General features: G+C 53.1%; 7 protein-coding genes. 5 read left to right on the top strand and 2 right to left on the bottom strand.

Annotation, left to right across the window (positions count from 1 at the left end; all coding sequences use genetic code 11):
* The first annotated feature begins 32 nt into the window (after positions 1-32).
* Both BP727_RS06495 and BP727_RS06490 read left to right on the top strand, forming a co-directional pair.
* A complete protein-coding gene (locus tag BP727_RS06495; RefSeq protein WP_286857949.1) occupies positions 33-2,444 on the top strand; it encodes a cation-translocating P-type ATPase in 2,412 nt (803 codons plus the stop codon).
* Between the two features lie 43 nt (positions 2,445-2,487).
* Positions 2,488-3,045 carry a thermonuclease family protein gene (locus tag BP727_RS06490; protein WP_273278312.1) on the top strand — a complete coding sequence of 186 codons (558 nt, stop codon included), beginning with the start codon at positions 2,488-2,490 and terminating at the stop codon, positions 3,043-3,045.
* Between the two features lie 75 nt (positions 3,046-3,120).
* Here BP727_RS06490 and BP727_RS06485 read toward each other — a convergent pair whose 3' ends face one another.
* Positions 3,121-3,585, bottom strand: a complete 465-nt coding sequence (locus BP727_RS06485; RefSeq protein WP_013719783.1) for a secondary thiamine-phosphate synthase enzyme YjbQ — start codon at positions 3,583-3,585, stop codon at positions 3,121-3,123.
* A 92-nt stretch (positions 3,586-3,677) separates the two neighbouring features.
* Here BP727_RS06485 and BP727_RS06480 point away from each other — a divergent pair, with 92 nt between their 5' ends.
* Both BP727_RS06480 and BP727_RS06475 read left to right on the top strand, forming a co-directional pair.
* On the top strand, positions 3,678-3,977 hold the full coding sequence (locus BP727_RS06480; protein ID WP_013719782.1) for an MTH1187 family thiamine-binding protein: 300 nt from the start codon (positions 3,678-3,680) through the stop codon (positions 3,975-3,977).
* Positions 3,978-4,053: 76 nt separating this feature from the next.
* Positions 4,054-4,539, top strand: a complete 486-nt coding sequence (locus BP727_RS06475) for a hypothetical protein (RefSeq protein WP_013719781.1) — start codon at positions 4,054-4,056, stop codon at positions 4,537-4,539.
* Between the two features lie 65 nt (positions 4,540-4,604).
* On the opposite strand, the gene BP727_RS06470 is transcribed toward BP727_RS06475, so the two are convergent.
* Positions 4,605-5,189: a restriction endonuclease gene (locus tag BP727_RS06470; protein WP_013719780.1), complete on the bottom strand. Its 585-nt coding sequence runs from the start codon at positions 5,187-5,189 to the stop codon at positions 4,605-4,607.
* Between the two features lie 321 nt (positions 5,190-5,510).
* Between BP727_RS06470 and fdhF the strand changes: the two genes are divergently transcribed.
* Positions 5,511-7,556, top strand: coding sequence for a formate dehydrogenase subunit alpha (gene fdhF, locus BP727_RS06465; RefSeq protein ID WP_286857945.1), 2,046 nt, complete (start codon positions 5,511-5,513; stop codon positions 7,554-7,556).
* The last annotated feature ends 87 nt before the right edge of the window (positions 7,557-7,643 follow it).

Below are 7,643 nucleotides of genomic sequence, written 5' to 3'. Positions count from 1 at the left end.
TGTTAAAAAGTTGGAAAGTACAGGAATAAAATATGAATGATCTGGACGGACTCACATCAAAGGAAGTGGTGGAGCGCCAAAGCCAATATGGGCCCAACGCATTACCCCAGACTCGACATCGTTTGATTCGGCTCATCCTGCGCCAGTTTTCGGGAATCTTCAACTTGCTGCTCCTGGCCGCATCAGCGGTGACCTTTGCATTGGGCGAGGTGATTGATGGTGCATTTATCCTGTTCTTTGTATTCCTTGGAACCGCCTTAAATGTATATCAAGAGTACAAATCAAATGCAGCAGCGGATAAGCTCAAGTCCTATTTCGTCCGCTCGATAACCGTTCGACGGGATGGCAAAGATCAAGAGGTCCCTGTGGTTGAGATCGTTCCAGGAGATATACTGAACCTGGAGTCCGGCGATATAGTCCCTGCGGATGCCATAGTTCGAAGGGCGCATAATCTGCTGGTTGACGAGACGACCTTTACAGGTGAGAGCATTCCGGTATCCAAACAGGCTGCCGATTCATCAATGCAAGAAGCAGATGACGAACACCGCCTCCTGCAGGGAGTGGTTATTGTGCGCGGCAACGCCCTGGCTCTGGTCACTGCAACCGGCAATAAGACTCGCTTTGCTGCGATTGCCAAGACCGCCTCCGAGGTTCAGGCGGAAAGCGAGCTTACAAAGGGCATCGACCGCATCAGCACCTTCATACTGCGAACAACCATCATCACTCTGCTGTTCATCATCCTGGCAAATGTGCTGATCGAGGGCAAGAGCACCGATATTCCCCAGCTTCTGATATTTGCAATCGCCCTGGCAGTCTCGGTAATTCCCGAGGCTCTGCCCCTGGTCCTGACGTTTTCCCTCTCTCGGGGAGCCCTCCAGCTGGCCAAACGCGATGTGATAGTCAAACGTCTCTCCTCAGTGCAGGATCTGGGATCGGTGAACCTGCTATGCACTGATAAGACCGGCACCATCACTGAGAACCGCCTGGTCTACCAGGGGAATTACCTGGATCCCGACTCCCGCTTCCATCCACTGCTGCTGGCCCGTCTGGCTGCTCACGGCCTTGAAGAGCGCAGTCCAGAGCCGTTTGATCGAGCTGCAGACGAGGCTCTCGCCCCTGAGCAGAGAAAGGAACTGGAGGCTTTCAGGATTCTGCAGGAGGAGGCATTCGATCCCGCTCTGCGCAGCAATGGGGCGATAGTCAGCCTGAAAGACGGCTTACAGCTTCATATCCGCCGGGGCAGCCCGGAGTACTTCTTCGATCAGGGGCTGGTCAACAGGGATCGACTGGGATCATGGCTGGCGGAGGAGGAGAATCACGGCCGGAGGGTTTTGGGTGTCAGCTATGATGATGGCAGTGGACCTCGATTTGCCGGTTTTGTATCCTTTGTCGATAACCTCAAAGATACAACCATCGAGACCATCGATCTAGCCAGGGAGCTGAATGTGGCCATCACGATCATCACTGGCGATGCCCTCAAAGTGGCAGAAGCAGTGGGTAGGGAGGCTGGTCTGGTATCAAGCAGCGATGAGGTCATACGGGCAGCGGAGTTTTTGGCCCTTCCTGCCCAGGAGCAGCATAAACGTATCGGCAAGATTCGGGTCTTCGCTCGCACCACTCCCGAGCAGAAGTTGCAGCTGATAGCGCAGCTCAAAGAGCAGTATACAGTCGGCTTTTTAGGCGAGGGGATAAACGATGCCCCAGCGCTGAAGGCGGCCCATGTCTCAATGGTGGTACAATCGGCGGCAGATGTGGCCCGTGAGACTGCCGATATAGTCCTGGTGAAAAACGACCTGCGGGTCATTGTCGACGGCATACGCCTCGGGCGGGAGACGCATGCCAACACACTGAAATACATCCGGGCGACCCTTGTCTCCAACTTCGGAAACTTCTATGCCGTAGCCATCGGATCGCTGTTCATCACCTTTCTGCCCATGCTGCCAAAACAGCTTCTGCTCCTCAACCTCCTCTCGGATTTCCCGATGATGGCCATAGCCTTTGACCGGGTCTCGGCAAAAGAGGTGTCACGGGCGCAGAGCTACGACTTCCGGTCGCTCTATATTATTTTTGTCACATTGGGGCTGGTCAGCACCGTATTTGATTTCATATACTTTGCGCTGTTCTATCGCATATCGCCTGAAGTGCTTCAGACCAACTGGTTCATCGCCAGCGTGATCACCGAGCTGTTGCTCATGGTCTCCATCCGGTCCATGCTGCCGATAGAGAAGGCTGGCTGGCCCGCGCCGATCGTTGTGCTCATCTCAGCTCTGGCTTTCGTAATCACCCTCGCATTGCCGTTGATTCCTCAGACTGCCGCTCTCTTTGAGTTCACCATGCCGACATTAGATCATCTGGCTCTCATCATGGGGCTTGCTGTGCTTTACCTCATCGCCACCGAGGTTGTTAAGCGGCCGATCGCCCGTTTCCTGAACAAGGACCAGTGATTAAGGGGAAAGATACAAGAGCATCAGAAAGGATGGACAAGCCATGATACCAGGAAAAGCCCTCTGTACGCTTATTCTATTGCTCTATATAGCCCTCGCCTCGGGCGCTCCTGATGAGGCTTCAGGTAGAGTGGTTCTTGTTACAGATGGAGATACCTTTGACGTCGAGATCGATGAGCATGATGGCCGCATCCAGGAGGATACGATAAGGATCAGGCTGGCAGACCTTGATGCTCCTGAGCTCTACGGCGAGAGGGCCTGCAAAGAGGGCGAGTGGGCAAGAGACTACACCTACTCCTGGCTCATGGATAATATAGTGACTCTGGACATCGACGATGTGAACGGCCAGGATGAATACGGTCGATGGATAGCTGTCTGCTATCTTGAAGACGGCAGAAACTTCAATAAGATGCTGGTGGATTCAGGAAATGCGACAATAAAGGATTTCCGGAGCAATGAGTTCGATCCATATGCCTGGATGGATATCAAGGTCGAGGATGTGGTTCCGGGAAAAACCTCTGAGAAGGCTTCGGACTCCAGCCTCTGGAGATTGCTGACAGAGCTGCTGGAGTTGATTCTCCGGCCATCAACGGCATCGTAGCCATAATGCGAATTTATCGGTCTTGCTCGGTTCATCAGTCTGTTATGCTGATTCCCTGCAAGGTCAAGATCCAGACTATTCGCCCATCATCTGCAGGACGAGCTTACGGTGGCGTTTGCGGTTATCCAGCTCCAGGAAGACGATCTGCTGCCAGGTGCCCAGAATCAGCCTTCGCGCAGCAAAGGGCACAATCAGGCTCGGTCCAATGAGCGAGGCCCGGATATGAGAATGGCCGTTGCCATCGTGCCAGCGCAGATTATGGGAATAATCGATATTCTGTGGCGCAATCCTCTCCAGGGCATCCCCCAGGTCCGCCACCAGACCGTCCTCATACTCGATGGTGGTCACCGCTCCCGTAGCCCCGGGAACGAAGATCACCATCGCTCCCGCCTTCAGCGAAGTGCTCTCCAGGCTCTTTTGCACCTCATCTGTTATATCCACTACCTCGCCCTTATCGGTCTCAAATTCGATGTATCTGGTCTCGATCAATGCTCCTCTTTCATCAGAGAGACGAATCACGCATTTCTCATTTGCGGTCATAAACGGATCTTTCAAGATGATTAAACTACGAGCATGAGCGAGCTTTAACATCTAGAAAACATTTCTATATCTTGCAGTACTACAGTATTATCATGATAGTAGCTGAATTCTCCATGGTCCCCATGGGATCGGGGACCAGCGCAGGAGACTACATCAAAGCCATCCACCATATTTTAGGGGAGGCAGAGGTGAACTTCATTCCAGGTCCCATGTCCACCGCAGTAGAGGGCAAGAGCCTCCAGGAGCTATTCGATCTGATGGAGAAGGCCAACGATAAGCTCGTTCAGATGGGGGTTAAAAGGATAATCACCACTATAAGAATAGACATGCGCCTGGACAAGGAGATCTCCATGCAGTCAAAGCTGTCCAGGGTGAGATCGGACAGCAATTGAGCTGTTTCGAGCCCAGATGTTGCAGCAGTGGTAGATGAGAGAAAATGATACATACAATTGATGCAAATGAGTGGTTATGATTAATTCATCTCCAATGATACTGATGCTCTCATTGATTCTAATTCTTGTCGCCTGTGCAACTGCCGACGGCCTGGCCGCTCCTTCCTCTGGTCCAGTCTGCCCGGATGACATGTTCCCCTGCAACGGAACCTGCATCAATATCACCTCGCCCTGCAATATGAGCTGTCTGGATGGCATGTTCCCCTGCAATGGAACTTGCTTCGATTTGTCGACAGACACTCAAAACTGCGGATCGTGCGGAAATGTCTGCTCTTTAGGAATGGTCTGCATCAAAGGTGTTTGCACCTGCATGGCGGGCCTGGATGTCTGCAATGAAAAGTGCACTGACACCAGCATCGATCCACTGAACTGTGGTGCATGCGGAAATATCTGCCCTGCAAATGCGATCTGCATCGATGGAAGCTGTTCCGATATGTCTCCTCAGATATGCATCGATGGCGATTGTTCCTATCCGATTACTATGCAGCTCCGGAACCTATGATGAGGATCGTCCAATCATATCGATTTGATGAATAGAATCGGGCAACGGTCTCTTGGCATATAGCTTCAATCGGAATCGTCCCCATTATCCTTTAGGGCAGACACTTCGGGATAATCGCATTGAAGCTCTAGACTCTGATCTTCATAGATGCCGCTTTTCATCTCTCTTATGAATGAGTTGAGCTTCAAAATGGGCACCATCGGCACGCCCTCATAGGATTTTATCTCTTCTTCGATCAGAGTCACCACAACTGCAATACCCTCTGTTCCCGTCAGCGTCCGGTAGAATTCGCATCGTTCCTTATGCTGCTCAATAGCTCTTCTTAGAGCCGATAACCGGGAGCGATGGCCTGACCATTTCTTACACTCCACCAGAATCGTACTGTCCATCCTGCGGGCGATAACATCGTACTGCCTGCGTTTTCTCTTATGGGTTTTCACCGCATTTATCTCAACTAAAAAATCATTCTGCTCAAAGATGTAAGCGGTCAACTTCTCGAAATTTTGCCAGATTACCTCTCTTGAAGCCCTCTCCAGGTCGGAGAGGCACTTGATCTGAGCAAAATCGCTGATCTCCTTCTCGCTCTTATTCTTGCCTTTTCTTGCAGGCCTGAGGGGGATTGAATTTAATCCTTCAATCTCAAAGGCCATCTTTTAAATCCTCTCCATTGCATGCTTAAAAGTGACTGTGGGAATGTAGGTCCGATTGAGGCTCCCAATATTTAAAATAGATCCGGCCAAAGGCCCGAACTACTAAACCATCCATATCCATACTACCTTCCAGGTTCTGCAATGCCTGCAACATGCAGAGTTCGAGCTGAGATATAGCAGTCAGCGTTGATGCGTTGATGCAATATATTCATATATTAGATACCCGGAATGTATATGCTGGCAGGTGCTACTGATGGTGAATATGCTGACCATTGTGAATGACGCTCGCAAGAATACAGTTCTGGATGAGGTGCCACTATTATGTCGACCAAGCTGATCGCATCCCTGTGCCCCTATTGTGCTGTGGGCTGCGGCCTATTCATCCAGGTCGAGAAGGGCAAAGCAACAGGCATCAAATACATGATCGACCACCCAACCTGCGTTGGCGCTCTCTGCCCCAAGGGAAACTCCGTTCTGGAGCTTTTGAATAACCAGGAACGCCTCGTGTATCCCCTGAAAAGGTCTGGAAGCGATTTCATTCCCATAAGCTGGGACGAGGCCCTGGAGCTGGTGGCTCAGGGTCTGGCAAGGAACCTGGAACGGTATGGCCCGAAGTCCCTGGGCTTTCTCGTCTCCTCCCGCTGCAATAACGAGGAGAACTACCTGATGCAGAAGATGGCCCGGCTCCTGGGATCGCCCAACGTGGACAACTGCGCCAGGCTCTGCCATTCACCCACTGTGATGGGTCTGGGCGCCTCCTTTGGCGCCGGCGCCATGACCAACAACCTTCTCGACCTGGAGAACTCCAAATGCATTTTCGCCATCGGCACCAACTTCACCGAGGCCCATCCAATAGTCTCCCGCTGGGTAGAGAAGGCAAAGGACAATGGGGCAGTGGTGATTGTGGCCGATCCCCGGATCACCTCCACCACCTGGATGGCGGACATCCACCTTCGCCTGAATCCTGGATCGGACATAGATCTTCTCCGGGGGATGATGAAGGTCATCGTCGATGAAGGTCTGGAAGATGCTGATTTTATTAGCTCCCGCACCACCGGCTTCCAAGAGCTCAAAGAGAGCCTGTCGGTTTTCTCAATAGAAGAGGCGGCAGAGAAGACGGGCCTGGACGTTGCCGAGATCGTAAAGGCAGCCAGGGTCTATGCAAAGTCTTCCGCCTCAGCTCTGCTCTATTCCATGGGCATCACCCAGCACGTCTCTGGAACTGATAACGTTATGACCTGCGCCACCATTGCCCTCATCTGCGGCCAGATAGGAAGGCCTGGAGCCGGCGTCTGGCCCATGCGCGGCCAGAACAATGTCCAGGGGAACTGCGATGTGGGGGGAATGCCGGAGTTCTATCCCGGCTACAGGAGATCGGTGGATCCCAAGACGATTGAGTTTTTCCGGGCGGCCTGGAATGCCACTGACCTGCCCCTCGGCCCAGGCCTGACCTCGACCGACATGAACGATGCAGCAATAGACGGACGCCTCAAGGCCCTTTACATCACCGGAGAGGATCCGATAGTATGCGACGCCAATGTCAATAAGACCCGCCGCGCTCTGGAGAGCCTGGATTTCCTGGTGGTGCAGGAGATATTCATGACTCCCACAGCGAAGATGGCGGACGTCATCCTGCCTGCTGCCGCCTGGGCGGAGAAGAGCGGCAGCTATACCTCCATGGAGAGAAGAGTGCAATGGATCGACAGGGCCATAGAGCCTCCGGGGGAGGCAAAAGAGGGAGTCTGGATCATCTGCGAGATCGCCAGGCGGCTGGGACTGGGAGAAGGGATGGCTTATGATAACCCCTCCCAGGTGCTGGAGGAGATCCGCAGCCTGGTGCCCCAATACAAAGGCATGAGCCAGGAAAGGATATCGAAGATCGGAGGAGTCCTCTGGCCCTGCCCAGATGAGCAGCATCCCGGAACGGAGATACTGCACCTGCAGAGGTTCTCCACCTCGGACGGCAGGGCGAGGATCTTCGACCTGCAAAACACTCCTCCCGGCGAGGTCACCAGCCCGGAGTATCCCATTCTGCTCAGCACAGGAAGGGTAGTGCTTCATTACAATGGCGGCTCGATGACCATGCGCAGCCCGTCACTGCAGGAGCGGGAGTCGGTGCTGTATGTGGAGGTCAATCCCGTTGATGCCTCAAATCTCAAGATCACCGAGGGCGAAATGGTGGCAGTGAAAACCCGCCGGGGGGAGGCGGAGGCACGCGCAAAAATTTCGGATAGGGTCATGTCGGGGATGGCCTTCATGCCCTTCCATTATCACGGGACCAACCTCTTGACATCCGACGCCCTTGATACCGTATCCAGGATCCCGGAATACAAGATGGCCGCCTGCAGAATTGAGTCCAGGAGATGATTTGATGATATCGCCGTCCTGCAGAAGGGGTCCAGGCTATCGTACGGGAGCAGAGACATCAGGCTCCTAATCATCCAGGATGATGGA

The organism is Methanosaeta sp. UBA356 (genome assembly GCF_002496465.1).
GTDB classification, from domain to species: Archaea; Halobacteriota; Methanosarcinia; order Methanotrichales; family Methanotrichaceae; genus Methanothrix; species Methanothrix soehngenii.
Note: the sequence above shows the minus strand (reverse complement) of the source record. Positions and strands in the feature narration are given on the sequence as shown.

Excerpts from the sequence above, each read along its gene's own strand:
- BP727_RS06495 (WP_286857949.1), top strand. The coding sequence starts at position 33 with ATGAATGATCTGGACGGACTCACATCAAAGGAAGTGGTGGAGCGCCAA.
- BP727_RS06490 (WP_273278312.1), top strand. The coding sequence starts at position 2,488 with ATGATACCAGGAAAAGCCCTCTGTACGCTTATTCTATTGCTCTATATA.
- BP727_RS06485 (WP_013719783.1), bottom strand. The coding sequence starts at position 3,585 with ATGACCGCAAATGAGAAATGCGTGATTCGTCTCTCTGATGAAAGAGGA.
- BP727_RS06480 (WP_013719782.1), top strand. The coding sequence starts at position 3,678 with ATGATAGTAGCTGAATTCTCCATGGTCCCCATGGGATCGGGGACCAGC.
- BP727_RS06475 (WP_013719781.1), top strand. The coding sequence starts at position 4,054 with ATGATTAATTCATCTCCAATGATACTGATGCTCTCATTGATTCTAATT.
- BP727_RS06470 (WP_013719780.1), bottom strand. The coding sequence starts at position 5,189 with ATGGCCTTTGAGATTGAAGGATTAAATTCAATCCCCCTCAGGCCTGCA.
- fdhF (WP_286857945.1), top strand. The coding sequence starts at position 5,511 with ATGTCGACCAAGCTGATCGCATCCCTGTGCCCCTATTGTGCTGTGGGC.